This is a genomic window from Nocardioides sp., from assembly GCF_044226305.1.
Taxonomy (GTDB): Bacteria; Actinomycetota; Actinomycetes; order Propionibacteriales; family Nocardioidaceae; genus Nocardioides.
In genome coordinates, this window is record NZ_JBGAHF010000006.1 from 83,982 (window position 1) to 110,044 (window position 26,063).

At 74.2% G+C, this 26,063-nt stretch carries 25 protein-coding genes and 1 riboswitch; of the genes, 13 read left to right on the top strand and 12 right to left on the bottom strand.

Annotated features, from left to right (window positions below; all coding sequences use genetic code 11):
* Positions 1 to 3: 3 nt before the first annotated feature.
* Positions 4 to 462, bottom strand: coding sequence for an SRPBCC family protein (locus ACILQ5_RS08230; RefSeq protein ID WP_395657501.1), 459 nt, complete (start codon positions 460 to 462; stop codon positions 4 to 6).
* A 15-nt stretch (positions 463 to 477) separates the two neighbouring features.
* Positions 478 to 1,566 (bottom strand): WD40/YVTN/BNR-like repeat-containing protein, encoded by a 1,089-nt coding sequence (locus ACILQ5_RS08235; protein ID WP_395657502.1) that lies wholly within the window; start codon positions 1,564 to 1,566, stop codon positions 478 to 480.
* 45 nt (positions 1,567 to 1,611) lie between these two features.
* Between ACILQ5_RS08235 and ACILQ5_RS08240 the strand changes: the two genes are divergently transcribed.
* The 6 genes from ACILQ5_RS08240 (at position 1,612) to ACILQ5_RS08265 (ending at position 6,898) form a co-directional block, all read left to right on the top strand.
* Positions 1,612 to 2,490, top strand: a complete 879-nt coding sequence (locus ACILQ5_RS08240; protein ID WP_395657503.1) for an EamA family transporter — start codon at positions 1,612 to 1,614, stop codon at positions 2,488 to 2,490.
* A gap of 16 nt (positions 2,491 to 2,506) precedes the next feature.
* Positions 2,507 to 3,049 (top strand): SigE family RNA polymerase sigma factor, encoded by a 543-nt coding sequence (locus tag ACILQ5_RS08245; protein ID WP_395657504.1) that lies wholly within the window; start codon positions 2,507 to 2,509, stop codon positions 3,047 to 3,049.
* Complete coding sequence (locus ACILQ5_RS08250) at positions 3,043 to 4,380, top strand: hypothetical protein (RefSeq protein ID WP_395657505.1); 1,338 nt, start codon at positions 3,043 to 3,045, stop codon at positions 4,378 to 4,380. The genes ACILQ5_RS08245 and ACILQ5_RS08250 overlap by 7 nt, the downstream gene beginning before the upstream one ends.
* A gap of 125 nt (positions 4,381 to 4,505) precedes the next feature.
* Complete coding sequence (locus ACILQ5_RS08255; RefSeq protein ID WP_395657506.1) at positions 4,506 to 4,712, top strand: hypothetical protein; 207 nt, start codon at positions 4,506 to 4,508, stop codon at positions 4,710 to 4,712.
* Positions 4,713 to 4,805: 93 nt separating this feature from the next.
* Positions 4,806 to 5,720 carry an alpha/beta fold hydrolase gene (locus ACILQ5_RS08260; RefSeq protein WP_395657507.1) on the top strand — a complete coding sequence of 305 codons (915 nt, stop codon included), beginning with the start codon at positions 4,806 to 4,808 and terminating at the stop codon, positions 5,718 to 5,720.
* Positions 5,720 to 6,898 carry a PQQ-dependent sugar dehydrogenase gene (locus ACILQ5_RS08265; protein ID WP_395657508.1) on the top strand — a complete coding sequence of 393 codons (1,179 nt, stop codon included), beginning with the start codon at positions 5,720 to 5,722 and terminating at the stop codon, positions 6,896 to 6,898. Before ACILQ5_RS08260 ends, ACILQ5_RS08265 begins: the two co-directional genes overlap by 1 nt.
* On the opposite strand, the gene ACILQ5_RS08270 is transcribed toward ACILQ5_RS08265, so the two are convergent.
* The 8 genes from ACILQ5_RS08270 to gatC all read right to left on the bottom strand — a co-directional run bounded on the left by ACILQ5_RS08270 (position 6,885) and on the right by gatC (position 16,499).
* Positions 6,885 to 7,748, bottom strand: a complete 864-nt coding sequence (locus ACILQ5_RS08270; protein WP_395657509.1) for an ECF transporter S component — start codon at positions 7,746 to 7,748, stop codon at positions 6,885 to 6,887. The genes ACILQ5_RS08265 and ACILQ5_RS08270 overlap by 14 nt on opposite strands.
* Complete coding sequence (locus tag ACILQ5_RS08275) at positions 7,745 to 9,340, bottom strand: ABC transporter ATP-binding protein (RefSeq protein ID WP_395657510.1); 1,596 nt, start codon at positions 9,338 to 9,340, stop codon at positions 7,745 to 7,747. Before ACILQ5_RS08275 ends, ACILQ5_RS08270 begins: the two co-directional genes overlap by 4 nt.
* A complete protein-coding gene (locus tag ACILQ5_RS08280) occupies positions 9,337 to 10,425 on the bottom strand; it encodes an energy-coupling factor transporter transmembrane component T (protein ID WP_395657511.1) in 1,089 nt (362 codons plus the stop codon). Before ACILQ5_RS08280 ends, ACILQ5_RS08275 begins: the two co-directional genes overlap by 4 nt.
* A complete protein-coding gene (locus ACILQ5_RS08285) occupies positions 10,422 to 11,321 on the bottom strand; it encodes a hypothetical protein (RefSeq protein ID WP_395657512.1) in 900 nt (299 codons plus the stop codon). Before ACILQ5_RS08285 ends, ACILQ5_RS08280 begins: the two co-directional genes overlap by 4 nt.
* Position 11,322: 1 nt before the next feature.
* A complete protein-coding gene (locus ACILQ5_RS08290; protein ID WP_395657513.1) occupies positions 11,323 to 12,978 on the bottom strand; it encodes a hypothetical protein in 1,656 nt (551 codons plus the stop codon).
* Between the two features lie 36 nt (positions 12,979 to 13,014).
* Positions 13,015 to 13,134, bottom strand: a riboswitch (cobalamin riboswitch).
* 52 nt (positions 13,135 to 13,186) lie between these two features.
* Positions 13,187 to 14,680, bottom strand: a complete 1,494-nt coding sequence (gatB, locus tag ACILQ5_RS08295) for an Asp-tRNA(Asn)/Glu-tRNA(Gln) amidotransferase subunit GatB (protein WP_395657514.1) — start codon at positions 14,678 to 14,680, stop codon at positions 13,187 to 13,189.
* A complete protein-coding gene (gatA, locus tag ACILQ5_RS08300; RefSeq protein WP_395657515.1) occupies positions 14,677 to 16,203 on the bottom strand; it encodes an Asp-tRNA(Asn)/Glu-tRNA(Gln) amidotransferase subunit GatA in 1,527 nt (508 codons plus the stop codon). Before gatA ends, gatB begins: the two co-directional genes overlap by 4 nt.
* On the bottom strand, positions 16,200 to 16,499 hold the full coding sequence (gene gatC / locus ACILQ5_RS08305; RefSeq protein ID WP_395657516.1) for an Asp-tRNA(Asn)/Glu-tRNA(Gln) amidotransferase subunit GatC: 300 nt from the start codon (positions 16,497 to 16,499) through the stop codon (positions 16,200 to 16,202). Before gatC ends, gatA begins: the two co-directional genes overlap by 4 nt.
* A 104-nt stretch (positions 16,500 to 16,603) precedes the next feature.
* Here gatC and ACILQ5_RS08310 point away from each other — a divergent pair, with 104 nt between their 5' ends.
* From ACILQ5_RS08310 to ACILQ5_RS08330, 5 genes are all read left to right on the top strand, one after another.
* A complete protein-coding gene (locus tag ACILQ5_RS08310; RefSeq protein ID WP_395657517.1) occupies positions 16,604 to 17,950 on the top strand; it encodes a PP2C family protein-serine/threonine phosphatase in 1,347 nt (448 codons plus the stop codon).
* Positions 17,947 to 18,954, top strand: a complete 1,008-nt coding sequence (locus tag ACILQ5_RS08315) for a B12-binding domain-containing protein (RefSeq protein WP_395657518.1) — start codon at positions 17,947 to 17,949, stop codon at positions 18,952 to 18,954. The genes ACILQ5_RS08310 and ACILQ5_RS08315 overlap by 4 nt, the downstream gene beginning before the upstream one ends.
* A gap of 61 nt (positions 18,955 to 19,015) precedes the next feature.
* Complete coding sequence (locus ACILQ5_RS08320) at positions 19,016 to 19,534, top strand: SigE family RNA polymerase sigma factor (protein ID WP_395657519.1); 519 nt, start codon at positions 19,016 to 19,018, stop codon at positions 19,532 to 19,534.
* Entirely contained in the window at positions 19,527 to 20,639 is a 1,113-nt protein-coding gene (locus tag ACILQ5_RS08325) for a WD40 repeat domain-containing protein (RefSeq protein WP_395657520.1), read from the top strand. The genes ACILQ5_RS08320 and ACILQ5_RS08325 overlap by 8 nt, the downstream gene beginning before the upstream one ends.
* Positions 20,640 to 20,649: 10 nt before the next feature.
* Positions 20,650 to 21,147: a DinB family protein gene (locus tag ACILQ5_RS08330; RefSeq protein ID WP_395657521.1), complete on the top strand. Its 498-nt coding sequence runs from the start codon at positions 20,650 to 20,652 to the stop codon at positions 21,145 to 21,147.
* 11 nt (positions 21,148 to 21,158) lie between these two features.
* Here the strand turns inward: ACILQ5_RS08330 and ACILQ5_RS08335 are convergent, their stop codons facing one another.
* Together ACILQ5_RS08335 and ligA are read right to left on the bottom strand one after the other, a co-directional pair.
* On the bottom strand, positions 21,159 to 21,449 hold the full coding sequence (locus ACILQ5_RS08335; RefSeq protein ID WP_395657522.1) for a hypothetical protein: 291 nt from the start codon (positions 21,447 to 21,449) through the stop codon (positions 21,159 to 21,161).
* Between the two features lie 110 nt (positions 21,450 to 21,559).
* Positions 21,560 to 23,623, bottom strand: coding sequence for an NAD-dependent DNA ligase LigA (gene ligA, locus ACILQ5_RS08340; RefSeq protein ID WP_395657523.1), 2,064 nt, complete (start codon positions 23,621 to 23,623; stop codon positions 21,560 to 21,562).
* A 185-nt stretch (positions 23,624 to 23,808) separates the two neighbouring features.
* Between ligA and ACILQ5_RS08345 the strand changes: the two genes are divergently transcribed.
* A complete protein-coding gene (locus ACILQ5_RS08345; RefSeq protein ID WP_395657524.1) occupies positions 23,809 to 24,420 on the top strand; it encodes a TetR/AcrR family transcriptional regulator in 612 nt (203 codons plus the stop codon).
* A gap of 10 nt (positions 24,421 to 24,430) precedes the next feature.
* Positions 24,431 to 25,999, top strand: coding sequence for an MFS transporter (locus ACILQ5_RS08350; RefSeq protein WP_395657525.1), 1,569 nt, complete (start codon positions 24,431 to 24,433; stop codon positions 25,997 to 25,999).
* Positions 26,000 to 26,063: the final 64 nt, after the last annotated feature.

Sequence of the window (26,063 nt, forward strand, 5' to 3'; positions counted from 1 at the left end):
GGGTCACTGCTCGGCGACGGCCTTGAGCCGGGCCAGCCCCTTCTCGAGGTCCTTGCCGATCAGCCGGTCCATCGAGAACACCCGGCCGACGAGTCCCCAGAGCCCCTTCTGCTCCCCGCGCAGGCGCCAGGTGACCTCGGTCCGGCACTCCCCGGCGAGGACCAGGTCGAAGGTGACCTTGCTGGCCGAGTCGAACGGCTTGAGGAAGCGCAGGTCGATGTCGATCTGGTCGGGCGTCGACCCGGTGATCTCCATGCTGCCCTGGCCCGCCTTGCGGTTGCCCTGCCACGCGTAGTGGGCGCCGACGCCCCGGTCGGGTCCGGTGTAGGTGCGTTGCAGGTCGGGGTCGAGGTCCTCCCACGGCGACCACGCGACCCACGCGTGGAAGTCGTCGAGCAGGTCGTGGACGCGCGCGGGGTCGGCCTCGATCGTCGTCGTGCGGACCACCTCGTAGCCGGCCATGCGGGTGATCCTGCCTCACAGGGCCGCTGCGCGCACCACCATCACGTCGGGGAGGTCGCACACGACCTGGTGCCAGGTCTCGCCCTCGTCGGAGGAGCCCCAGACCGCGCCGTTGCGCGCACCGAAGTAGAGGCCGGCGCGGTCGTGGTCGTCGGCGCACATCGCGTCGCGCATCACCGCGACGTAGAAGGAGTCGGGCAGCCCGTCGCCGAGCTCCTCCCAGGTCCCGCCGGCGTCGCGGGAGCGCCAGACCCGGGCCTTGGCCTCCGGTGGGTAGCGGCCGTCGCCGCCGCTGATCGGGAACACGTAGACGGTGTCGGGCTCGTGGGGGTGCACCACGACCGGGAACCCGAAGTCGGCCGGCAGTCCGTCGCCGATGTAGGTCCAGCTGCCGCCGTGGTCGTCGGAGCGGTAGACCCCGCCGTGGTTCTGGAGGTACATCCGCTCGGGGCGCGAGGGGTGGCGGGTCACCTTGTGCACGCACTGCCCGAACTCCGGGTACTGCTGGCCCTCGGGGAGGAACTCGGCCCGGATCCCCTGGTTGCGCGGCTCCCAGCTGCGGCCACCGTCGGCGGTCTGGTAGACCCCGCCCGTGCTCAGCGCCGCCGTCACGGACAGCGGGTCGGTCGGGTGCGGGAGGACGGTGTGGAAGGCCTGCCCGCCGAAGCCGGCGTTCCACTGCGGCCGGTGCGGGTGGTCCCACAGCGCGCGCTCGAGCTCGAAGGACGAGCCGCCGTCGGTCGACCGCCAGATCGCGGCCGGCTCGGTGCCGGCGTACACGACCCCGTCCTCGGTGCCCGGCACCAGCTGCCAGACCCGCTCGACGGTCGCGCCGGTGTCCTCGGGGAACCGGATCGCGCCGTTCGCGGTCTCCTGCCAGGTCGCGCCGAGGTCGTCGGAGCGCTGCACCTGGGGGCCGAGCCAGGGCGACGACGTGCCCGCGAGCAGGCGCGGGGCGTCACCCCGCTTGTCGACGAGGCAGGAGTACACCTCCTCCATATCGAAGTGCGGCCCGGTGAACTCCCAGTCGAGGCGTGCCTCGTCCGAGGTCCCGATCCAGAGCCCCTTGCGGGTCCCGACCATCAGCACCGTGCGATCTGCCATGTCGCCCTCCTCTGCTCCCCGACACTCTGCCGCTAGGTTGACCCGGTGGCCAGCAGGAACTCATCGCTCCGCCTGGCCTCCCCGGTCTGGCTGGTGCTCATCGGGATCCTCTCGGTGCAGTTCGGCGCCGGTGTGGCCAAGTCGCTCTTCGACGAGGTCGCGCCCACCACCATCGTGTGGCTGCGCCTCGCGACGAGCGCCCTCGTGCTGCTGGCGGTCGCCCGGCCGCACCTGCGCGGGCGGAGCCGGACCGACTGGATGGTGGTGCTCGCCTTCGGCGCCGCGCTCGGGACGATGAACTGGGCGATCTACCAGGCGTTCGCGCGGATCCCGCTCGGCGTCGCGGTGACGCTGGAGTTCGTCGGGCCGCTCACCCTCGCCGTGCTCGGCTCCCGCCGGCCACGGGACCTGCTGTGGGTGCTGCTCGCGGGCGCCGGGGTCGCGGTCCTCGGGCTCGGCGGCGGCGACGGGTCGGTGACGCTCGCGGGCGTGCTGTTCGCGCTGCTCGCGGGCGGCTGCTGGGCGGCGTACATCCTGCTGAGCGCCCAGACCGGACGCCGTTGGCCGGGGCTCGACGGGCTGGCGCTGGCCTCGGTGGTCGCGACCCTGCTGCTGACGCCGTCCGCCGTCGCGGTCGGCGGCAGCGACCTGCTCGACGGCCGGATCCTGCTGCTCGGCGCCCTGGTGGGGCTGCTGTCCTCGGTCATCCCCTACAGCTGCGAGCTGGTCGCGCTCCGCTCGCTGCGACCGTCGGTGTTCTCGATCCTGATGAGCCTCGAGCCGGCCGCGGCGGCGCTGGCCGGGATGGTCGTCCTCGGCGAGTGCCTCACCGCCGAGCAGTGGGTCGCGATGGCCTGCGTCGTGGTCGCGTCGGTCGGCGCCACGCGCTCGTCCCGGGCCGTCATGCAACCGATCCCCGACTGACCTCGTTGGAGTGGGCATGGGGCGAGATGCGGCAGACGAGGCCGCCTTCACCGAGTTCGCGGTCGCGAGCCGGAGCCGGTTGCGCAGCACGGCCTACCTGCTGTGCGGCGACTGGGACCGGGCGTCGGACCACGTGCAGGAGGGCCTGATCCGGGTGTACGTCGCCTGGCCGCGGCTGGTCCGGCGCGGGGGTGAGCTCGCGTACGCCCGCAAGGCGGTCGTCAGCGCGTTCCTCGACAGCAGCCGCAAGCGGTCCAGCACCGAGCGGCCCGCCTCCCAGCACCCGGACCGGGAGTCCGGCGAGGACGTCGCCGCCGCGGTCGCCGACCGCGCGGCCCTGATGGCCGCGCTCGCCCGGCTGGCCGAGCGGCAGCGCGCGTGCGTCGTGCTCCGCTACTTCGAGGAGCTGGACGTGCGCGAGACCGCCGCCGCGCTGGGGTGCAGCGAGGGCACGGTGAAGAGCCAGACCTCGCGCGCGCTCGCGTCGCTGCGGGCCATGTTCGACGAGGCATCCCGCGACGAGCTCGTCGTGGCCGGAGAGAGGAGCCTGCCGTGGTGAACGAGCTCAAGGAGCTGATGCGGCAGAACGTCGCCTCCCCGCCGCCCGACGACCTCGACCTGCAGGCGGTCCTGGGCGCCGGCCGGCGCCGGGTCCGGGTACGCCGCAGCGCCGGTGCCGGTGCCGCCGCGCTCGCCACCGCCGCGGTCGTCACGGTCGCCGTCACGCTGCTCCCCCACGGCGGCCAGCAGGCGACGCCGGCGGACCACCGGCCGGCGCCGGACGCGCCGACGGTGCGCCTGGCAGGGGCGGCGGACGCGGTCGCGGGGCGCGACTACCGCGTCCTGACGTCGTACACGAACGACAACCTGGACCGCGACAACGGGCAGTACCTCGACGGGGTCACCGACGACGGCCTGGTGCTCTTCCGCGACGGCCCGCGGTCCGACCAGCTGTACCCGCGGTTCGCGCTGATGGACCCGGGGACCGGGGCGAAGGACTGGCTGCCGCGGCCGCACGTCGGGCAGAACCAGACCTGGCCGGTCTCGCTCGGCCGCGAGCGGCTGGTGCTCCTCGGCCTGCGGAACGACACCGGCGACGGAGGGACGCTGGTCGCGCACGTCTTCGACCGCACCGCCGGCGCGTGGTCGACGATCACGTGGCCCGGGCTGCCCGACGCCGACCCGTTCCATGCCGTCGCCGGGCCCGACGGCCGTCTCTACGTGTCCGTCCCCTTCACCCAGGGCAAGATCCCGGAGGGCGGCTGGCCGACCCAGCCCGGCGGTGACGCTGAGGACGCGGACGCCGAGGGCGACACCTACCGGCTCTGGTCGGTGTCGCTGACCGACGTCGGCGACGTCCGCGACGAGGGGCTGACCGTGGGCGACGTCGCCTTCACCGACTCCGCGATGGTGTGGACCGACTCGAGCAACGGCGCCGCCGGCCAGGTGCACGTGCGCGACCTCGCGAGCGGCGAGGAGCACTCCTTCGACCCGCACTCCGGCGAGCGCTGCAACCTGCTCGCCTTCGGTGCGACCGGCGACCGGATCGTGATGAGCCAGTACTGCGGCACCTACGACGACGGCCGGGACGACCGGGTCCAGGTCCTGACCACGGACGGCGACCAGGTCGTCACCGTCCAGGACGACGGCGTCGACGGCGTCCTGGCCGGCCGCAGCGGCAGCGGCGACGCCCTGGTGCTGACGTCGTACTCGAGGGAAGCCGGGGGCACCTACCTCTACGACCTCGACCGGGACCGGCTGCTGCGGCTCAGCGATGCCGTCGCGCGGTTCAGCCTGGGCGGCCCGGTGCCCGCCGGGCAGTTCCTCTGGTCGACCCCGGTCAACCACGGGCACGGCAGCACGCAGTGGCTCGGGGAGCTGCTGCGCTGAGGTGCTCGGGCCGGGTCGCGCCCGAGTTCACGCAACCGTCACACGACGTTGACCGGGGGGAAGCGCCCGGCTCCTAGGTTGGGACGCACACCCACTCTCGGAACCTGCGCCCTGGGGAGCCCCCGATGGTCGTCACCCACCTCCTTCGCCGCCCGATCGGCGCGGTACGCCGTTGGCCGGTCGAGTCGCAGCAGCGCTCGCGCCGCAACGCCATGGTCGCCTCCACCGCTCTCGCACAACGACGTGCGGAGCTCGACGAGGTCGAGGAGTTCCTCGCCGCCCTCGGCAGGGCTCCGGCCCCGGAGGCAGCAGCTCAGGCTGCGCACGGCTGAGCCCACCGGGCGGGACCTGCCTCTCCCTGGCCGTCCGGTGGGCTCAGCCACACCTCCCCGCAACGGCGGGTGCCGCCAGGCACAATCGTGGTCATGCCCGCCTCGCCCGCCCCCACGACGGCCGCTCCCCGCCTCGCCTTCCACGAGGTGCTCTCCGACGACGGCACCCGCCTGCGCGCGTGGACCAACGACCCGGACGGCGTGATCGACGGGCCCACGGTCGTGCTGTGCAACGGGCTCGGCACCAGCGCCTGGGCCTGGCCGGCCTTCCTCGCCCCCGACTGCGACGTCCGGGTCGTCTCGTGGAACCACCGCGGCACCGGCGGCTCCGACCGGCCGGTCGACCCCGAGCGGGTGGGCATCGAGCAGTTCGCCGAGGACGGCGTCTCGGTGATGGACCACTTCGGCATCGACAAGGCGGTGCTGGTCGGCTGGTCGATGGGCGTCAACACCGCCTTCGAGATCGCCGTCGACCACCCCGAGCGGGTGGCCGGGCTGTTCGCGGTCGCCGGGGTCCCCGGCGACACCTTCGCCACCATGCTCGGACCGCTGCGCCTGCCGCCCGCCCCGACGCGCGCGATCGCCGTGGGCGCCGCCCGGGTGCTGGAGCGGGTCGGCCACCTGGTGACCCCGGTGACCAGCCGGCTGCCCGTCGGCCGCCGCGCGATCGACGTCCTCAGCCACAGCGGCTTCATGCTGCCGGTGGCCGACCCCGAGATGGCCCGGAAGGCGGTGGCGGCGTTCCTGCAGACCCCGGTCGAGTGGTACTTCCACGTCGCGATCCACACCTCCTACCACCCCCGCATCCGGCTCAGCCGGATCGCGGCGCCTGCCGTCTTCGTCGCCGGCACCTGGGACCTGCTCGCCGGGCCCCGCGCGATGGCGACGGCCGCGTCCCGGATGGCCGACGCGACCTACACCGAGCTCCGGGGCACCCACTTCCTCCAGATGGAGCACCCCGACGAGGTGCACCGCCGGCTCGTGGAGTTCGTCCGTAGGGTGGGGTGATGCGACGCCGCGCCGCCCTGGTCACCGCCGTCCTGCTGGCGGCCACGACGGCCTCGTGCAGCAGCGACGACCCGGAGTCCGCGCCGGACGACACCGTCACCGCGAGCCCGCAGTCGTCCCCGGCGAGCAGTGCGCCGACCAGCCCGACCCCCACGGCCGAGCCCACCGAGGAGAGCCCGAGCGCCGACACGACGCCGCCGAAGGTCGTCGGCACCATCGCCACCGACCTCGCGGCGCCGTGGGGCATCGGGTTCCTCCCGGACGGCGACGCGGTCGTCACCGAGCGCGACACCCGCCGGGTACTGCTCCTCCGCGCGCCGTCGTACGACGTCCGCCAGGTCGGCACGATCAGCGCGGCCGTGCCCCTGGGTGACCAGGGCGGCGAGGCCGGGCTGCTCGGCGTCGCCGTCTCCCCCGACTTCGAGCGCGACCACCTCCTCTACTTCTACGTGAGCACCGCCTCCGACAACCGGATCGTCAAGGCCCGCTTGGACGACGACCGGCTCGGCCCCACCACCGTCATCCTCGACGGCATCCCCAACGGGTTCATCCACGACGGCGGCCGGCTCGCGTTCGGTCCGGACGGCTACCTCTACGCCTCCACCGGCGAGACCGGCCAGCCCGAGCTCGCCCAGGACAAGGGCACGCTCGCCGGCAAGGTCCTGCGGATGACCACCGACGGCGAGCCGGCCCCGGGCAACCCGTTCCCGGGCTCGCAGATCTGGACCTACGGCCACCGCAACGTCCAGGGCCTCGCCTTCGACGACGCCGACCGGCTGTGGGCCTCCGAGTTCGGCCAGGACACCTACGACGAGCTCAACCTGATCGAGAAGGGCCGCGACTACGGCTGGCCGATGGTCGAGGGCCGCGGCGACACCGACGGCGGCCGCCTGACCAACCCGCAGGTCGTCTGGGCGACCGACGACAACTCGCCGTCCGGCCTGGCCTACCTCGACGGCCACCTCTGGATGGCCTCGCTCCGGGGCGAGCGGCTGTGGCGCGTCGACGTGCACGGCGACCGGGCCGTGCACCCGGTCGACTACTTCGTCGGCGAGTACGGCCGGATGCGCACCGTCGTCGTCACGCCCGAGGGCCGGCTGTGGGTCACGACCAGCAACCGCGACGGCCGCGGCGACCCCCGGTCCGGGGACGACCGGATCCTGCTCATCGACCCGTGACGGTCCCGGCGGGCTCGGCGTGCTCAGGCGGCTCGGCGGGCGCAGCCGGCACCGACGTCCCGACCGTGCCGGTCACGGTGGCGCGCCGGGCCGCGCGCCGCAGCGTCGTCAGAATCGCCGGCCCGAGCACCACGATCGCGACGGCGTTGGTGACCGCCCGCGCGGTGTCCCAGCTCCCGGTGGACGTGAGCAGCGTGTAGACGAGGAACGTGTGCAGGTTGTCCAGCACCGGCGCCCCCGCGACGTAGGCCAGGGACCCCTCGTGGCCCTGGACCACGATGCCGGCGATGAACGGCCAGCCGGACAGGTTCATGAAGATGCCGTAGAGGTAGGCCGACGCGACGCCGTACGCCGCCAGCAGCGCGAGCTCGGAGCGGCCGGTGAACCGGCGCGGCAGCAGCCCGGCGCCCATCCCGACCCAGGCGGCGCAGAGCATCTGGTAGGGCAGCCACGGGCCGACGCCCGCGGTCATCAGCGCGGAGGCGAACAGCGACGTGCAGCCGAGCACGAAGCCGAAGCCCGGCCCGAACACGCGTCCCGCGAGGATCAGCAGGAAGAAGGTCAGCTCGATGCCGCCGGTCCCCGGCGAGATGCCGCGCAGGATGGCGTTCGCGGCGCTCAGCACCCCGAGGACCGCGAGCACCCGTGCGTCCAGGCCGCCCTCGTTGAGCTCGGCGAGCACCACCGCGAGCACCACCGGCAGCAGGGCGAGGAACAGGAACGGCGGGTCGACCCGGGTGGTGCCGTGCACGCGCAGCAGCAGCGGCCAGCAGAGCATCGCCAGCCCGGCGACCGACGCCACGACCAGCACCACGACCGACCGTGGGGAGATCCGGACCGCGGCGGTCACGACGCGTCCAGCCGGGCGAGCTCCGCGGCCACCTCGTCGACGCGCAGCCACGGCGGGCCGAGCACCTTGGTGACCTGGGGGGCGAAGGACGGCGACTCGGCCACCACGCGGCGCACCGGCCCCGACGAGACGACGTCGCCGTCGGCGAGCACCACCACGTCGTCGGCGGCCTGCGCGACGAACTCCACGTCGTGGGTCGCCACCAGCACCGCGTGGCCCTCGGCCGCGAGACCGCGCAGCACCCCGGCCAGCACCCGCTTGGCGGCGTAGTCGAGCCCCCGGGTCGGCTCGTCGAGCAGCAGCACGCGCGGTCGCGACGCGAGCACCAGCGCGAGCGCCAGCGCCAGCCGCTGGCCCTCGGACAGGTCGCGGGGGTGGTGGTCGTCGGGGATGCCCGGCGTCAGCCGGTCCAGCAGCGACCGGCACACGCCGGAGCCGCCGTCGGCGGCGATGCACTCCTCCTCGACGGTCTCGAGGTAGAGCAGGTCGGCGGCGTTCTGCGGGACCAGGCCGACCAGGTCGCGACGCTGCGCCGGGCTGAGCGCCGCCGGGTCCGACCCGCTCGCCGTCACGGACCCGCCCGAGCGCCGCCCGCTGCCCTGGAGGGCCCACAGCAGCGAGGACTTGCCCGCACCGTTGCGCCCCATCAGGGCGGTGACCCGGCTGGAGCCGAGCGCCAGGTCGACCTGGCGGAGGGCGACCGCCCGCCCGTGCGCGACCGACAGGCCGCGCACCTCGACCGCCGGCGGTCCGGCCGGGACCAGCACCGGCTCGGCGGGGGGACGGAGCCGGTCGGCGAGCCCGCGGGCGCGGCGGCGGGCGTCGCGGACGCTCAGCGGCAGCGGGTGCCACCCGGCGAGCCGGCCGAGCTCGACGATCGGGGGTACGACGGGTGAGTCGACGAGCAGCTCGCCGGGCTCGCCCACGTGCACCCGACCGGCGCCGGTCATCAGGCACATCCGGTCCGCGAACGGCACGACCCGCTCCAGCCGGTGCTCGGCGAGCAGCACCGAGACACCGAGGTCGTGCACGAGCCGGGTCAGCGTCGCGAGCACCTCCTCGGCCGCGGTCGGGTCGAGCGCCGAGGTCGGCTCGTCGAGCACGAGCAGCCGCGGGTGCATGGTGAGCACCGCGCCGATCGCGACCCGCTGCTGCTGGCCTCCGGAGAGCGTGCGCAGGTCACGGGCCCGGAGGTCGGCGATGCCGAGCAGGTCGAGGGTCTCCTCGACCCGGCGGCGCATGGTGTCCGGCGGCAGCCCGAGCTGCTCCATGCCGTAGGCCAGCTCCTCCTCCACCGTGTCGGTGACGAAGCCGGCGGCCGGGTCCTGGCCGACGTACCCGATGACGTGGGCGCGGTCGCGCGGCGGCGTCCGCACGATGCTCACGCCGTCGAGCAGGACGTCGCCCTCGAGCACGCCGCCGCTGAACCGCGGCACCAGGCCGGTGACGACCCCGAGCAGCGTCGACTTCCCCACGCCGGTCGGCCCGGAGACGAGCACCAGCTCGCCCTCCTCGATCGCGAGGTCGACGCCGGCGAGGACCGGGGCGGACCCGTCGTCGTAGCGGAAGCCGATGCCGCGCAGCTCGATCACGCCGTCACCTCCATGGCGAGGCGGGGCGGCGGCGAGCACAGGGGGCCGAGCAGCGCCAGGCCCGCGAGCAGCAGGCCGGCGCCGCTCACCGGCGGCAGCGCGTCGAGCGCCGGGTAGGCGACGGTCGGCTCGTGGCCGGAGAGCCACCAGCCCAGCGTGCCGACGGCCACGCCGGAGGCGACGACCGCGAGCTCGGGCCAGCGCCAGGGGTCGGGGCGGTAGCGGGTCCGGTCGACCCGGCGGCCCGAGCTGAACAGGCCCGCGACGGCCGCAGCCACGCCGAGCGCGAGCATCGGCAGCGCCAGCACGCGGGGGGCGGTCGTGTCGAGGACGGCGTAGGTGCCGACGCAGATGCCGCCAAGGCCGGCCAGCATCAGGGCCCCGGTCGTACGCCGCTGCACCGGTGTCGCCGCGCCGGCCCGGCCGTAGCCGCGGGCGTCCATGCCGGCGGCCAGCGCCAGCGAGCGCTCGAGCGCGTCCTCGAGCACCGGCACCAGGAACCGGCGCAGCCGGCGCACGCGGCCGGTCTCGCCGGCGCGCAGCGCCTGGGCGGCCCGGACCCGGCGGGCGCTGTCGGCGAACTGCGGGAGCACGGTCACGGCCACCACGAGCGCGGTGCCGACCTCGTAGAGAGCGGGCGGCACCGAGCGGAGCAGCCGCTTGGGGTTGGCCAGCGAGTTCGCGGCGCCGACGCAGATGACGATCGTCGCGAGCCGCAGCCCGTCGTACAGGGCGAAGAGCAGCGCCTCGGCGTAGAGCGGCCCGAGCAGGGTGACCCCGGCGACCCAGTCCGGCAGCGGCACGGTCGGCAGGTCGAGCAGCACCCGGCCGCCGGTCCAGCCGCCGAACAGGACCCAGAAGGCCACCCGGACACCGACGATGGCCACCCCGAGCCAGACGTAGAGCCGGAACGACCGGCCCCACGGCTGGTCCGAGCGCCGCAGCGAGACGACCAGCGCGGCCACCCCGACGAGCATGAGCAGCACGAACGGGTTGGTCGTGAGCGACGCCGCGACGGCCAGCCCCAGCGCCCAGATCCACCAGGCGACGGGGTGCAGGTCGCGCGGCAGCCGGTCGTTGCTCACGCAGGACCCCGCCGGCGTCGGACGACCGCGACCGCACCGGCCGCACCGAACAGGACCGCGACGACGGCGGGCGCGACCCAGCCGGGCAGGCCGCCGTCCGGGTCGGCCGGCTCGGCGGACGCCGCAGCGACCGATGGTGACGAGGTCGGCGTGCCGGGCTCCGTCTCGTCCGGGGTGGGTGAGGCGGACCCCGTGTCCTCCGGCTCGTCCGTCGGGTCCTCGCCCTTCTCGTCACGACCTGCCCCGCCGCCGTCCCCGTCGCCTCGCTCGCCGTCGGCGCTCGCCGACCCGGTCGGGCTCGACGCGGACGTCGCGCCCGACGGGGCCGAGGACGGTGCCGTAGACGGGTCGTGCGACGGGTCGTGCGTCGGAGCGTGGGTGGGCTCCTGGCTCGGCTCCGGATCGGGGGTCGCGCTGGGGTGCGGGGACGGCCGGTAGCCGGGGGCGCTCCGGTCGTCGCTGCCCTGCCAGGAGAACGCCACGTAGCCGCCGTCGGGCACGTGCAGGCTCGCGGCGCTCGTCGTGGCGTAGCTCCAGCTGCCCGACTCACCGTCGGACCAGAAGAGCCCCCAGTAGGCGTCGGCCGGCGGGGTGTTCACGCACGGGTCGTCGTCCGGGAGGCCCTTGACCCGGCACACGAAACCGGGCTGCCGCTGCACGTAGGTCAGGGGGAAACCGGCGGCCGGCAGCAGCGAGGAGGCGGAGTCGCCGCCGCCGTCGGCGACGCAGGCGGTCTGCACGCCGCCCCCGAGGGCGTGGAAGTCGACGACGACGGTGACGCCGTGGTCGGTCCCGCAGGACGCGGCCGCCGCGGGGGCGGCCGGCACGACGGCGTACGCCGCCGCGGCCAGTGCGGCCGCGGCGACGAGCCGGACGAGGGGTCCGATGGCCGTCATGTCAGCGGGTGACGCGGAACGAGGTGGCGCCGGCGCGGTTGCGGAACGCGCCGGTCGCCTCGACCTTCGCGGTTCCCGGGCGGCGCGGGACCTTGACGGTGACCCGGAGGACGCCGTCGTCGTCGGCCTGTCCGGCCACGCCGTCACCCGAGGCGCTGGAGCCGCGCTCGGGCCAGGTGATCGAGACGGTCGCCACCTCGGCGGGGGCGAGGCCGCGGACGGTCAGCACCTGGGTGCGGCCGGGGGCGATGCGCTTGCGCTTCAGGCCGATCCGCAGGTCGGTCGCGGCCAGCGCGTTCACCTGCACCGTGCCGATGTCGCCGGTGGCGTCCCAGGCCCGGACCCGGTAGGTGCCGGACCGGTCCGGGAGCGCCACGGCCAGCTGGCCCTCGCCGTCCTCGTCGGCCCAGCCGACGCCGGTGGCGCCGGAGGGGAGCCGGCGCGCGCACAGGGCCTCGCCGGGGGCGGCCCCGATCACGCCGACGGTGGCCCGGCCACCCGCCTTCACGTACTCGGGGCTGGCGAGGAGGTGGGTCTCCCCGGCCTCCTCGGCCCAGGCGAGCACGGGGACGGCCTGGGCGGTCGAGCGCCGGAACTGGTCCTGGGTGGCCGGCTCGATCCGGCTGTCCACCAGGGCGGCGCGGGCCGCGTTGTCGTAGGCGACCGCGCCGAGGTCGGCCGCGCGGAACGCCGTGCAGTCGCCGACGTTCGCGGCCTGGTGCGCCCGGACCCAGGCGGCGGCGTCGGCGGCACCCGCGGTGTCCCCGGTCTCGGCGAGCGCCCAGCCGGCGAGGCCGGTGCTGTTGGCGTTCGGCGCCTCGGTGGTCGGCCCGCCGCCGAACGACCCGTTGGGCCGCTGCTGGTCGGACAGCCACGCGACCGCCTCGTCGACGGCCGAGGCGACCGCGGGGTCGGCGTCGAAGGGGTGCATCGCGAGCACGAAGGTCGCGGTGACGTCGGTGTCCGGCGCGCTCGCGGTCGCGGACCCGCCGTCGCAGGACTGGTCCTCCCGGGCGGTGTTCTTGGTGAACCGCAGCCGGAAGTAGCCGTCGCTGCACTGCTGCTGGAGCAGGAAGGAGCGCACGTCCGCGGCGCGGTCGGAGCCGAGGGCCGTCAGCGCCTCGGCGGCGAACACCTGGCCGACGACGTTGGCGCTGTCGCCGTACTGGCTGACGTCCTGGATCCGGCCGGTGAGCGGGGCGTCGGTGGCGACGAGGTCCTCGACCGTCTGCTGGAGATCGACACCGCCGTAGGAGTGCGGGTCCGCGCCGGTGACCTCGGCGTACCAGAGCGCCTTGGCCGCCGCCCCGGCGTAGTGGCTGCCGGTGTCCCCGAACGCGTCGCCGGTGATGTAGTCGCCGAGGTGGGCGGCGACCGCGTCGCCGACCGCCTGGACGGTGTCGTCGTGACCGCCGACGGCGTCCAGCGCGAGGCCGACGTCGATGCTGAGGCCGTAGTCGTCGATGTCGAACTGGTCGTTGTGGACCAGCCCGTCGGTCAGCTGGTGCTCCAGCCAGTCGGCGCCCGCCGCTCGGGGTGCCGGGTCGGGTGCGGCGGCCGGTGCGGCGGACGCAGGTCCGCCGCTGACGACCAGGCCGGCGATGAGGAGGGTGGGGACCGCCAGGAGGGAGGCGGTACGGCGCGAGCTCGGTCGCATGGAGTTCCTTCCCGCAGCTGCTTTCCACGACAGCGCGAATTCGGGACGCTCCGCAGCAGGCGTTCCGGCTCGCACCCGGCGGTCGCCGGGTGCCTACGGTTGCGGGACAGCGCCGGACTCTGACCGGCTTCCCCCACTGCGGGCGTGAACGAGATTGAGTTGTGCCGGCGCAGCATAACCCGCCCCGGCCACGACCTGGTCGGCGCGGCTACTGCAGCTTCTCGAGGATCAGCTCGCGGACCCGGCCGGCGTCGGCCTGGCCCTTCATCTGCTTCATCACCGCACCGATCAGCGCACCGGCTGCGGCGACCTTGCCGTCCCGGATCTTGTCCGCGACGTCGGGGTTGGCGGCGATCGCGTCGTCGACGGCCGACGACAGCGCGCCGTCGTCGGAGACGATGGCGAGGCCGCGGGCCGCGACGATCTCGTCGGGGGTGCCCTCGCCGGCGAACAGGCCGTCGAAGACCTGCCGCGCGAGCTTGTCGTTGAGCGTCCCCTCGTCGACGAGCACCTGCACCCGGGCGATCTCGGCCGGGCCGACGGGCAGCGCGGTCACCTCGACGCCCTGCTCGTTCGCGCGCCGGGCGAGCTCGCCGAGCCACCACTTGCGGGCGGCCTGCGGGGCGGTGCCGAGCGCGATGGTCTCCTCGATGGCGTTCAGCGCACCGGCGCCGACGGTGTCGCGCATCTCCAGGTCGGAGAAGCCCCACTCCGCCTGGAGCCGGGCCCGCCGGGCGGTCGGGTTCTCCGGCAGGGTGCCGCGCAGCTCCTCGACCCACTCGCGGCTCGGCGCGACCGGGACCAGGTCGGGCTCGGGGAAGTAGCGGTAGTCCTCGGCGTCGGACTTCTCGCGGCCGCTCGTGGTGACCCCGGTGTCCTCGTGCCAGTGCCGGGTCTCCTGGAGGATCGTCCGGCCGCTGTCGAGCACCGCGGCGTGCCGCGACATCTCGTAGCGGACCGCGCGCTCCACGGAGCGCAGCGAGTTGACGTTCTTGGTCTCGGTGCGGGTGCCGAGCACCCCGCTGCCCTTCGGCGAGAGCGACAGGTTCACGTCGGCGCGGATCGAGCCCTGGTCCATGCGCGCGTCGGAGACCCCGAGCGCCACGATCAGGTCGCGCAGCTGGGCGACGTAGGCCCGCGCCACCTCCGGTGCCCGCGCCCCGGCCCCGAGGATGGGCTTCGTGACGATCTCGATCAGCGGGATGCCGGCCCGGTTGTAGTCGACCAGCGAGTGGTCGGCGCCGTGGATCCGGCCGGTGGCGCCGCCCACGTGCAGCGACTTGCCGGTGTCCTCCTCCATGTGGGCCCGCTCGATCTCGACCCGGAAGGTCTCCCCGTCGACCTCGACGTCCATGTAGCCCTCGAAGCAGATCGGCTCGTCGTACTGCGAGGTCTGGAAGTTCTTCGGCATGTCCGGGTAGAAGTAGTTCTTCCGCGCGAACCGGCACCACTCCGCGATCTGGCAGTTGAGCGCCAGCCCGATCCGGATCGCCGACTCCACGGCCTTGCCGTTGACGACCGGCATCGCGCCGGGCAGCCCCAGGCAGGTCGGGCAGACCTGGGTGTTGGGGTCCGCGCCGAACTCGGTCGGGCAGCCGCAGAACATCTTGGACGCGGTGTTGAGCTCGACGTGGACCTCCAGGCCCATCGCCGGGTCGTACGACGCGAGGACGTCCTCGAACGCCACCAGGGTCTCGCTCATGCGCGCGGTCCTTCCAGGGACGGGGCCTTCGAGAGCAGCGGGGCGCCCCACTGGGCCAGGAGCGCGGCCTCGAGGGCCGCTCCGACCCGGTAGAGGCGGTCGTCGGCCAGCGCCGGGGCCAGCACCTGGATGCCGGCCGGCAGCCCGTCCTCGTCGGCGAGGCCGCTGGGCACCGAGATGCCCGGCACGCCGGCGAGGTTCGCCGGGATGGTCGCGAGGTCGTTGAGGTACATCGCGATCGGGTCGTCGAGCTTCTCGCCGAGCTTGAAGGCCGTGGTCGGAGCGGTGGGCGAGACCAGGACGTCGGCCTGCGCGAACGCCGCGTCGAAGTCGCGCGAGATCAGCGTGCGCACCTTCTGCGCCTGGCCGTAGTAGGCGTCGTAGTAGCCGCTCGACAGCGCGTAGGTGCCGAGGATGATGCGGCGCTTGACCTCGTCGCCGAAGCCGGCGTCGCGGGTGGCGCGCATGACGTCCTCCGCGCTGGCGTCCGGCCGGCCCTCGGGCCACACCCGCAGCCCGTAGCGCATCGCGTCGAACTTGGCGAGGTTGCTCGAGGCCTCCGCCGGGAGGATCAGGTAGTACGTCGCGAGGGCGTGCACGAAGGTCGGGCAGGACACCTCGACGACCTCGGCGCCGGCCTTGACCAGCAGGTCGACCGACTCCTGGAACCGGGCCATCACGCCCGGCTGCCACCCGTCGCCCGCCATCTCGGTCACGACGCCGACCTTGAGGCCGGTCAGGTCGCCGGTCGCACCCTGGCGGGCCGCGTCGACCAGCGCCGGGAGCGGCTGGTCGATCGAGGTGGAGTCGAGCGGGTCGTGGCCGCCGATCACCTCGTGGAGCAGCGCCGCGTCGAGGACCGTGCGGGTCACCGGGCCGGCCTGGTCGAGGGAGTTGGCGAGCGCGACGAGGCCGTAGCGGGACACCCCGCCGTACGTCGGCTTCACGCCGACCGTGCCGGTCACCGCGCCGGGCTGGCGGATCGAGCCGCCGGTGTCGGTGCCGATCGCGAGCGGCGCCTCGAAGGCGGCGACCGCGGCGGCGGAGCCACCACCGGAGCCGCCCGGGATCCGGTCGAGGTCCCACGGGTTGTGGGTGGGGCCGTAGGCCGAGTGCTCGGTCGACGAGCCCATCGCGAACTCGTCCATGTTGGTCTTGCCGAGGATCGGCAGCCCAGCCGCCCGGAGCCGGCGCACGACCGTCGCGTCGTACGGCGGCACCCAGCCCTCGAGGATCCGCGAGCCGCAGGTGGTCGGCAGGCCCTCGGTGGCCAGCACGTCCTTGACCGCGATCGGCACGCCGTCGAGGTACGACGCCGGGGTGCCCGCCGCGCGGCGGGCGTCCGAGGCGGCCGCCTGGGCGAGCGCGCCCTCGGCGTCCACGTGCAGGAAGGCGTGGACGGCGTCGTCGACGGCGGCGATCCGGTCGAGGTGCGCCCGGGTCACCTCGACGGACGTGGTCTCGCCGGCGGCGAGCGCGTCCGCGATCTCGGCGGCGGTGGCCGTGGGTCGGTCGGCGGTCACTGCTCGTCCCCCAGGATCCGCGGCACCGAGAAGCGCTGCTCCTCGACGGCGGGCGCGCCCGACAGCGCCTGCTCCGGCGTGAGGCACGGCGTGACGACGTCCTCGCGGAAGACGTTCGTCAGCGGCAGGGCGTGCGAGGTGGGTGGCACGTCCTCACCGGCCACGCCGGTGATGGAGGCGACCGACTCCAGGATCACGCTCAGCTGCGGGGCCAGGTGCTCCAGCTCGGCGTCGGACAGGTCGATCCGGGCGAGGGTCGCCAGGTGCGCGACCTCGGCACGGGATATCTCGGGCATGAGGGCAATCCTAGGAGCCGGCGGCCGCCACCTCCTTTCGGGGGAGTCCGGGCGGGACCCGGCCCCCTCTAGACTCGGCGCACCCCAGTGAGAGGCGGGCCTCGGTGTCGATCTCGGTGCGGGAGCGGCACGCACGTCTGCTGGCCGACTCCCGAGCGGCTGAGCCGCGCGCCCGGCTGGCCCAGGCGGTGAGCCGCGCCGAGTTCCTGCTGCGGGCCTCGCGCACCGTCTCGGCCGTCCAGAACCCGCAGCGCGCGCTCGAGGCCCTGGTGTCGCTGCTGCTCGAGGACCTCGTCGACCTCGCCCAGGTCGTCGTCCGCACCGGCCCGTGGCAGCTGACCGGGGTCGGCACCCAGGGCAGCAGCCTCCGCAGCGACACCACCCGCTGGGTGGTCGACGGGTCGCCGTCCGCGCTCGAGCAGGTCCTGACCCGGGCGGTGACGGAGGAGGTGGCGCTGCCGGCCGACGGCGCGGCCCGGGGCCGGGTGCTGCGCTCGCTGGTCGCCGACGAGGAGTCGTTGCTCGCGGTCGACGAGCTCGGCGTCGAGCAGGTCGTGGCGCTGCCGCTGACCGCCCGCGGGCGCACCTTCGGCGTCCTGGTGCTCGGCCGCGGCCAGGGGTTCGGCTTCGGCGGCTCGCACTCCTTCCTCGAGGACCTCGCCGAGCGCGTCGCCGTCGGGCTGGACGCGACGCTCGTCGTCGCCGAGAGCCGGTACGTCGCCGGGGTGCTGCGCCGCTCGCTCGCGCCGGCCGAGCTGCCCGACGTGGAGGACCTGGACCTCGCGAGCTTCTACCGCGTCGCCCACGAGTCCGAGGACGTCGGCGGCGACTTCCTCGGCGTGCACGTGCTCGACGAGGACGTCCTGGTGCTGTGCGGCGACGTCGCCGGCAAGGGCGTCGAGGCGGCGGTGCACGCCAAGCGCATCAGCAACGCCGCCCGCACCGCCGCCCTCGTCGACCGCCGGCCCTCGTGGATCCTCGGGCTGGTGAACCGGGTCGTCGTCGACGAGGCCGCACCGGAGGACGAGGGCCTGGCCACCGCGACCTGCATGCGGCTGCACCGCGCCGGAGACGTCTTCGAGGTCGACCTCGCCAACGCCGGGCACCCTCCGGCGCTCCTGCTCCGCGCCGACGGCGCCGTCGAGGAGGTGAGCGCCTCCGGCATCGCGATCGGCCTCCTCCAGGACAGCGCGTACGACGAGACGACGGTCCGCCTCGCCCCCGGCGACACCCTGCTGATGCACACCGACGGGGTCACCGAGGCCCGGGGCGCGGACGAGATGTTCGGCGAGCAGCGGCTGCGGAAGGCGCTCACCGGGATGGCGGGGCTCCCGGCCCGCACCGTCGTCGAGGCGATCGCGATCGCGGTCACCGACCACCTCGGTGACCGCGCCCACGACGACATCGCCCTGGTCGCCGTCCAGCACCGACCCGGGTCGGGGCCCCGATGAGCGTCACCGACGTCGCCGGCGTCGGCCTGCCCGACCAGGACGCCTACTGGGCCGCCGTGCTCGACGGCGACGAGCAGGCGGCGTACGCCGTCGCCACCGACTGCCTCGCGCGGGGAGTCCCGCTGCCCACGGTCCTGGACGGCCTGGTCGCCGGGAGCCAGGCGCGGGTCGGTGACCTGTGGGAGGCCAACGGGTTCACCGTCGCCCAGGAGCACGCCGCGACCGCGGTCAGCGAGGCGGTCGTCGCCCGGCTCGCGCCGCTGGCCGCCGAGCCCGGCGGACCGCGGGTCCTCGTCGCCTGCGCGGAGCGCGAGTGGCACGCCCTGCCTGCGCTGGTGGTCACCCACACCCTGCGGGCGGCCGGGCTCCGCGCCGAGTTCGTCGGGGCGAGCGCGTCGCGGGACCAGGTGGTCGCCCGGATCCTCGACACCGGCCCGCGACTGGTGCTGCTCAGCGCCTCGGTCGCCTCCTCGCTCCCCCGGGTCCGTCGCCAGGTCGAGGCGGTCCGCGGCACCGGCACGCCGGTCGTCGTCGGCGGGCGTGCGTTCGGGGGCGACCCGGTGCGGGCGCAGCGGCTCGGCGCGACGGCGTGCGCCGCGACGCCGGCCGACGTGCTCCGGATGATCGGTACGCTCCCCCACCACGTGCCCGCGGCCGCGCCGCTGCGGGGCGCCGCCGCCCAGGAGGCCCGCAGCATCAGCGCGATCGCCGACGAGGTCGTCCGCGACGTCCTGGCCGCGCCGACGGTCACCGCCGCCCTGGGCAACCACGACGGGTCGCCGGACGACTGGACCACGGTGCTCTCGACCTTCGTGCCGCACGTCGTCGACTGCGTGGTGGGCGCGCTGCTGGTCGAGGACCCCGGTGTCGTGAGCGGCGAACGGGCCTGGCTCGAGGAGGTGGTCGCCCACCGGCACGGCGACCCGCGTGCGGTCGACGCGGTCTGGGTGGCCCTGGCGGCGCGGCTGCGCGAGTACCCGGGGGCGGCCAGGGTCCTGTCCTGACCGCACCCAACCGATCCGGGCGACGCAGCGTCTTGACTGCTGACCGCTCGAGGAGGGTTCCATGGCACGACAGCTGACGGACGACGAGTTCACCGAGCTCGTCCACGCGGCGTGGCCGGGTCTGTACCGCACGGCGTACCTGATGCTGGGCGACCACCAGCTCGCCGAGGACCTGGCCCAGACGGCCCTGGCCAAGACCTACGCCTCGTGGCGCAAGGTGCGGGACCGGGCCGCCGCTCCGGCGTACGCCCGGGTGGTGCTGGCGAACACCGCGGCCAGCTGGTTCCGCACGCGGTCCTGGCGCAACGAGCGCCCGACCGAGACGCTCCCCGAGCACGGCGTCGAGGAGGACCCGACGGCCCGGACCGCCCTGCTCGACGCGCTCGCCACGCTCGCTCCCCGGCAGCGGGCCGTGGTCGTGCTGCGCTACTACGACGACCTCCCCGTGCGCGAGGTCGCCCGCGCCCTCGGCATCTCCGAGGGCACCGTCAAGAGCCAGACCTCCGACGCGCTCACCCGGCTCAGGATCGTCCTGGGTGACGACGTCGTCCCGTCCACCGAGGGAGTCCCCCATGACTGACCGACTCTCGACCCTGCTCCACGACGAGGCCGGGGGGATCCCGGTGCCGCCGGCGCCCGGCGGGGTCCTCGCCGCGGGCCGCCGCGAGGTGCGCCGGCGCCGGACCCGCACCGCGCTCGCCGGCGCGGTCGCCGCGGCGCTCGTGGCCGTCGCGGCCACCGTCGCCGTCGACCGCTGGACCGGTGGCGGCGACGCGATCTCCCCCGCGGACCGAACCGCCTACCGGGAGCAGGGTGCCTGGATCGTCGACGACAGGCTCCACATCGCCGGGCACACGGTGCGGATCCCGGACGCCGTCGGGATGCTGTACACGGCGCAGGGGGTGCTCGTCGGGTCGCTCGACGGCGACACCTCCCAGCAGGTGGTGACGCTGGTGACGCCGGACGGGAGGACGCGGGACCTCGGGCACCTCGGAGGGGTCGCGGCGGACCCCCGCTCCCCCGAGATCGTCTTCGCCCGGTCCACCGGCGACCACACGTGGCAGCTGGTGACGTGGGACCTGGCCACCGACGAGCAGCGACCGCTGGGCGAGCCGTTCGAGAGCGGCCGCTCGACGTCCGTGGCACTCGGCATGAGCGATCCCTACGTGGTGTTCCTGCGCGGCCAGCGGATGCTGACGATGGACCGGCACACCGGGGAGACCGGGTCCCTTCCTCAGCAGGACATCGGGCTCACCCTCGACCAGTCCTTCGGGCCCGCTGGCTACCTCACCTCGTCCGAGGCCTCGCCCGAGCACGTCACGGAGTGGTTGGTGCGGTCCCTCCCGGACGGGAGACTGGTGGGGTCGTTCCCCGACGACGGCGCGCAGGCGGCCTCGGTGTCCCCGGACGGTCGCTACCTCGAGACCGGCAGCGAGGACGTGGTCAGGGTGTACGACGTCGCCACCGGCGCCCGGCTGCCGCTCGAGCTGCCGGCGCACCCGACCGAGGTCGGCTGGACGCCGGACGGGGACCTGGTGGCGCCCAGCGCCGACCGTGACACGGTCCTCGTGTGCAGCCCGACCACCGGCGCGTGCGACGACACCGGCACGCCCGTGGGTGATCGCGTCACCGTCGTGCGCGGGTCGGTCAACTCCGGCCTCAACGCTCCGACCGGTGGACCCTAGGATCCAGCCCGTGTCCTCCGACGACTACCGCAGCGAAGCCACCCTGACCGGCACCGAGCGCGAGCAGCTCGAGGCGTTCCTCCACGACAACCGGCTCGAGATCCTCGGCGTGCTCGACGGGCTCACCGACGAGCAGGCGCGACGGCGGCTGGTGCCGTCGCTGACCTCCCCGCTGGCGATCGTCAAGCACGCGGTCTTCGTCGAGAAGGTGTGGTTCCACGTCTCGCTGGCGGGGCGCAGCCGGGCCGAGCTCGGCCTGCCGGAGGCCGCCGAGGACAGCTGGCTGCTCACCGACGACGACACGGTCGAGTCGGTGCGGGCGTCGTACCGGGCGGCCTGGGCGGAGGCGGACGAGATCGCGGCGGCGCACGGGCTCGACGACCTCGCGCAGCACAACCGGCGCGGGCCGCTCACGCTGCGGTGGATCTACCTGCACCTGGTCGAGGAGCTGGCCCGGCACGCCGGTCACGGCGACATCCTGCGCGAGCAGGTCCTCGCCGAGGGATGACTCCCCCCTGGTCACCCCCCGGCGAGCAGCATCCGCACCTTGACCGGGTCGTCGACCTGCGGGCAGGCGACGAGCAGCCGGCCGGGGTTCTCCTCGATGGCCCGGTAGCCGGCGTGCGAGAGCACGGCCATCAGCTCGGCCGGGTCGCGGCCGGGCGGGACGTCGAACGCGACGGTCCGGGCGCCGGGCTCGTGGAGCTCGGCCTCGGTGCGGCTGACGCCCTGGCCCCAGTCGCGCAGGACCAGGACCACGAACACGGTCACCACCAGGATCCCGCCCGCGATCATCAGTGCGAGGAACATCTCGGCCTCCTCCGTCGTGACCCTCTCCGATGCCCCGAGCATGCGCGCCGGGGAGCGGCGCCGGGGAGGGGCCTACGTCCCCCCTGCCGGGCCACTGGTCCCGCGCCCGGTCAGAGGGCGGCCGGGCCGCCCTCCAGGAGGGCCGTGAAGCCGGCCTCGTCGAGGATCGGGACGCCGAGCTGCTCGGCCTTGTCGGCCTTGGAGCCGGCGTTGTCGCCGACGACGACGTAGTCGGTCTTCTTCGACACCGACCCGGCCGCCTTGCCGCCGCGGGCCAGGATCGCCTCCTTGGCGGAGTCACGGCTGTAGTCGACCAGGGACCCGGTCACCACGACCGTGAGCCCCTCGAGGGTGCGCGGCACCGACTCGTCGCGCTCGTCCTCCAGGGAGACGCCGGCCGCCTTCCACTTCTCGACGATCTCGACGTGCCAGTCCTCGGCGAACCACTCGATGACGGCCTCGGCGATGGTCGGTCCGACGCCCTCGGCGGCCGCGAGCTGCTCCTCCGTGGCGGCCCGGATCGCGTCCATGGAGCCGAACTCCGAGGCCAGCGCCCGGGCGGCGGTGGGGCCGACGTGGCGGATCGAGAGCGCGACCAGCACCCGCCAGAGCGGCACCTGCTTGGCGCGGGCGAGGTTGTCGAGCAGCCGCTGGCCGTTGGCGCTGAGCTGCGGACCGTCCTCGCCCTTCTTGGGGGCGCGGGTGAACAGCGGCGCCTGCACCAGCGTCGCGGCGTCGAGGTCGAAGACGTCACCCTCGTTGGCGATCACCTGCGCGTCGAGCAGCGCCGCGGCGGCCTCGTAGCCGAGGCCCTCGATGTCGAAGGCGCCGCGGCCGGCGACGTGGAAGACCCGCTCGCGCACCTGGGCCGGGCAGTGCCGGTGGTTGGGGCAGCGCAGGTCCTTGTCGCCCTCCTTCTGCTGGGCCAACGGCGTGCCGCACGCGGGGCACTCGGTGGGCATCACCCACTCCGCGAGCCCCTCGGGGCGCAGCGGCAGCACCGGGCCGAGGATCTCGGGGATGACGTCGCCGGCCTTGCGGAGCACCACGGTGTCGCCGGGGCGCACGTCCTTGCGCTTCACCTCGTGGGCGTTGTGCAAGGTGGCGTTCTCGACGGTCGAGCCGGCGACCTTGGTCGGCTCCATCACGCCGTACGGCGTCACCCGGCCGGTCCGGCCGACGTTGACCCGGATCTCGAGGAGCCGGGCGTTGACCTCCTCGGGCGGGTACTTGAAGGCGATCGCCCAGCGGGGTGCCCGGCTGGTCGAGCCGAGCCGGCGCTGGAGCGTCACGTCGTCGACCTTGATGACGACCCCGTCGATCTCGTAGGGGACGATCGTGTGCCGGTGCTCGCCGGCGTTCTCGACGTACTTCTCCACGTCCGCCAGGGTGGGCAGCACCCGGACCTGGTCGGAGGTCGCCAGGCCCCAGGCGGCGAGCGCCTCGTAGGCGTGCGACTGGGCCTCCGGCTCGAAGCCGCGCCGGGCGCCGATGCCGTGGCAGACCATCCCGAGCGCCCGGCTGGCGGTCACCCGCGGGTCCTTCTGCCGCAGCGACCCGGCGGCGGCGTTGCGGGGGTTGGCGAAGACCGGCTTGCCGGCCTCCGTCATCGCCTCGTTGAGCCGCTCGAAGGACGTCACGGGCAGGAACACCTCGCCCCGGACCTCCAGCAGCTCGGGGACGGGGAACTCGTCGGTGCCGGTCAGCCGGTGCGGGACGCTGTCGATCGTGCGGACGTTCGGGGTGACGTCCTCGCCGGTGGTCCCGTCGCCGCGGGTCAGCGCGCGGACCAGGCGACCGCCCTCGTAGAGCAGGTTGATCGCGAGCCCGTCGACCTTGAGCTCGCACAGCAGCGCCGGGTCGGTCACCCCGTCGCGGGCCAGCCGGGCGTGCCAGGCCGCGAGCTCCTCGAAGGAGAAGGCGTTGTCGAGGCTCTCCATCCGCTGGAGGTGGTCGACCGGGGTGAAGTCGGTGGAGACGGCGCCGCCGACCTTCTGGGTCGGCGAGTCCGGGGTGCGCAGCTCGGGCAGCTCCGCCTCGAGCTCCTCGAGCCGCCGCATCAGCCGGTCGAACTCGGCGTCGTCGATGGTGGGGCTGTCCAGGACGTAGTAGCGCCAGCGCGCGTCCTCGACCTGCTCCGCGATCCGCCGGTGCTCCTCACGCGCGTCCGTCATGGGGCGATTCTGCCCGCAGCCGCCGACAACACCACCGGCGACTGTCGGTGGTCATCGCAAGGATCGGTGGAGAAGAAGATCCGAGAAATATCGGCTTGGGCGGAATGGAGGCGCGCAGTAGCGTGTTGTCGGCGATGAAACGAAACCGTTTCGTTTCATCCGTGTTACGCAGAGGAGGACGGAGCATGTCTCCCGTCGAGCGGCCCCGCGTCGAGGGCGACCGCGAGCTCGAGATCCTGTCGGCGACCCTCGAGGTCCTCGCGGACGTCGGCTACGACCGGCTCACCATGGACGCCGTGGCCGCGCGGGCGAAGGCCTCGAAGGCGACGCTCTACCGCCGCTGGACCAACAAGGTCAGCCTGGTCATCGACGCCCTCCAGCACAGCAAGGGCCCGACCGAGCTCCCCGACACCGGCTCCCTGCGCGGCGACCTGATGGGCGTCTTCTGCGGCCTGGGCGGCCTCGTCGACCCGGACACGGTGGCGATGTTCGCCAGCGTGCTGACCGCGATCGCCCGCGACGCGGACTTCGCCGAGGCCTTCCGCACCGAGGTCGTCGGCCCCAAGATCGCCGTCTCCCAGCAGATCTGGGAGCGGGCCCGCGAGCGCGGTGAGCTGCGCGACGACATCGACCTGTCCCTGCTCGAGCCGGCCCTGGCCGGGATCGTGCTGCACCGGGTCTTCGTCATGGGCGAGGAGCCGACGCCCGACCTGATCACCCGCGTGATCGACCAGATCATCCTGCCGGCGGCGACTCCCTGCGCCGTCGCCCGTCCCCGGACCCACACCCACCAGTAAGGAAGACCCGATGACCGACGTGGCCAACGCCGAGGGCACCAGCTCCGGCACCAAGCAGCACCTGGCATGGGCCCTGGTGCTCATCTCGGTGGCGCAGCTCATGGTGGTGCTCGACGGCACCATCGTGAACATCGCGCTGCCGTTCATCCAGCACGACCTCGACATCGCCCCGGCCAACCTGCGCTGGGTCGTCACCGGCTACGCACTGGCGTTCGGCAGCCTGCTGCTGCTCGGCGGCCGGCTCGGCGACCTCTACGGCCGCCGCAAGATCTTCATGACCGGCCTGATCGTCTTCAGCGTCGCGTCCCTGCTCGGCGGCCTCGCCACCAGCGAGGGCCTGCTGCTCGCGGCCCGGGCGCTCCAGGGCTTCGGTGCCGCGCTGGCGTCCCCGGCCGCCCTGGCCCTGATCACGACCACGTTCCCGGCCGGACCGCTGCGCAACCGCGCCTTCGCCGTCTACGCCGCGATGTCGGGCGTCGGCGCGGCCGTCGGCCTGCTGCTCGGCGGCTGGCTGACCGGTCTCGACAGCATCTTCGGCCTCGACGTCGAGGGCTGGCGGCTCACCCTGCTGATCAACGTGCCGATCGGCATCGTCACCGCGCTGCTCGCCCCGCGCCTGCTGGCCGAGTCCGAGTCGCACCCCGGCCAGCTCGACCTGCCCGGCGCCGTCACCGGCACCCTCGGCCTGCTCGGCATCGTCTACGGCATCAGCCGCGCGGGCACCGACGGCTGGACCGACACCTGGACCGTCGCCAGCCTGGCCGCCGGCCTGCTGCTCCTGGTGAGCTTCCTGCTCATCGAGCGCCGCGTCGAGCACCCGCTGCTCCCGGTGCGGGTCTTCATGAACCGCACCCGGGCGGCCAGCTTCGTGGCGATGTTCTTCGCCCCGGCCGCGATGTTCGCGATGTTCTTCTACCTCAGCCAGTACATCCAGGAGGTCATGGGCTACAGCCCGATCCAGGCCGGCGTCGCTTTCCTGCCGTTCTGCTTCGGCCTGGTCTTCGCGGCCGGCCTGTCCTCGAACCTCATCAACCGGATCGACCCGCGCTACCTCGCCGGGTTCGGCACGCTGCTGGCGGCGGTCGCTCTGTTCGGGTTCTCCCGGATCCCGCACAGCACGACGTTCCCGCCCGCCGACGTCCAGGCCGGCTACTGGACCGACATCCTCCCCTACATCCTGATGATGTCGTTCGGCATGGGGATGACCTTCGTGCCGCTGACCCTCACCGCGGTGCACCACCTGCGCGCCGAGGACTCCGGCATCGGCTCGGGCGTCCTCAACACCATGCAGCAGGTCGGTGGGGCGCTCGGTCTCTCGCTGCTCGCCACCATCGCGACGCAGACGATGACCGACCTCGGCACCGACTTCGCCACCGCGGCCCAGAAGGCGGGGGCGCAGGCCACCGAGGCTCAGCAGACGGTCGCCGCCCACCAGATCTTCACCGCTGGTGCGACCGACGCGTTCCTGCTCGGGGCCGCGCTGATGCTGGTCGCGTCCCTGGTCACCTGGGTCTTCCTCAACGTGAAGCACCAGGAGCTGGCCACCGACGGGCCGGAGGCACCCGTCCACGTCTGCTGAGCCGCGTCGGCTGACGGCCGATCCCGCGCAACGTCATACGCCCTGGCTGCTCCGGCAGCCAGGG